Annotated in this window: 1 protein-coding gene; it reads right to left on the minus strand. The window is 71.1% G+C overall.

Annotated features, from left to right (window positions below):
- Window positions 1-356, minus strand: a 356-nt coding sequence (locus tag IF47_RS0127050; protein ID WP_031511695.1) for an RNA-guided endonuclease InsQ/TnpB family protein, incomplete at both ends; no start/stop codon positions are given.

Here is a 356-nt window from a genome sequence, read left to right on the forward strand (position 1 = left end):
GGCAGCACCTCTTCCGGGCCGGTCTCGACGACGAAGCTCGCGAAATACCGGCCCGCGCCGTCCTTGACCACCGTCACCGTGGACGGCGTCGACGGCAGCGTGCGCGACCACTTCACCTTGAGATCGCCGATCTTCGGCAGACGCAGCTTCTGCCCCGGCGTGATCGACCAGCGGGCGTTCGCGGTGAACCGGACGGCCTGCCGGGTGTCCTTGCGGGACTTGTACCGGGGCGCGCCCATGCGCGGGCGCTTGCCCGCCAGGCCGGCGAAGAAGTTCCGGTACGCGGTGTCCAGGTCCCGCAGGGACTGCTGAAGGACGACCGCCGAGACCTCGCCGAGCCAGGCCCGCTCCGGGGT

The sequence above is a fragment of the Streptomyces megasporus genome (genome assembly GCF_000718985.1).
Taxonomy (GTDB): Bacteria; Actinomycetota; Actinomycetes; order Streptomycetales; family Streptomycetaceae; genus Streptomyces; species Streptomyces megasporus.